The sequence below is a fragment of the Clostridium sp. BL-8 genome (genome assembly GCF_002006495.1).
In the GTDB taxonomy this organism is placed as follows: domain Bacteria; phylum Bacillota; class Clostridia; order Clostridiales; family Clostridiaceae; genus Clostridium.
Genome location: NZ_LZZL01000216.1, coordinates 1 through 722 on the forward strand (window position 1 = coordinate 1; position 722 = coordinate 722).

Consider the following 722-nt stretch of genomic DNA (forward strand, 5'->3'; position numbering starts at 1 on the left):
ATACTGCTTCTATGAGCCTTTTTGGGGCGATAGCATCCGGTATCAGTGTCCCTGTTGCGGCAAAATCGAGATTTGGATGGAGCGGAGCGTTAAGCATTTGGGCTGCACTTAGTTTCTTATCCATTATCATCTGGATACCTCAAATAATACATAGAAAGCAAGAAATGCCCATTGATAAAGGAACGATCGATAATGACATTAAAACAAAAGTAAAAGACATCCACGAAGAAAAAAATGAAATAGAGAGTATTAACGGAGATGTCAATAATAAGGTTAACTTATGGAAATCTACTTTGGCATGGCAGGTATCGGTATATATGGGATTACAGTCTATGCTACTCTATTGCATGGTTGCCTGGTTGCCTGCTATTTTAATCCAGCAAGGTATGAATTCAGACAAAGCAGGATGGATGCTCTCCCTTTATCAATTGGTATCGCTCCCTGTATCATTTTGGGGTTCTGTCCTTGCTCAACGTAAAGCCAATCAACGTCCATTAGTTATCATTGCCTCTCTATGTGTTTTGGTGGGACTTTTGGGCATATTCTTAAAATGGACAGGGCTTATATTCCTATGGATGATTATGTTGGGCATTGGTGGAACACTTACTTTTTGCCTGGCTATGATATTTTTTAGTTCTCGTACAAGAAATGCAGATGAAGCGGCAAGATTGTCCGGCATGGCACAGTCAATCGGCTACCTACTCGCTGCTTTTGGACCGATG

General features: G+C 41.0%; 1 protein-coding gene. It reads left to right on the forward strand.

Annotated elements, in window-relative coordinates:
* A partial coding sequence (locus CLOBL_RS27300) for an MFS transporter (protein WP_143323981.1) occupies positions 1-722 on the forward strand: 722 nt, incomplete at both ends.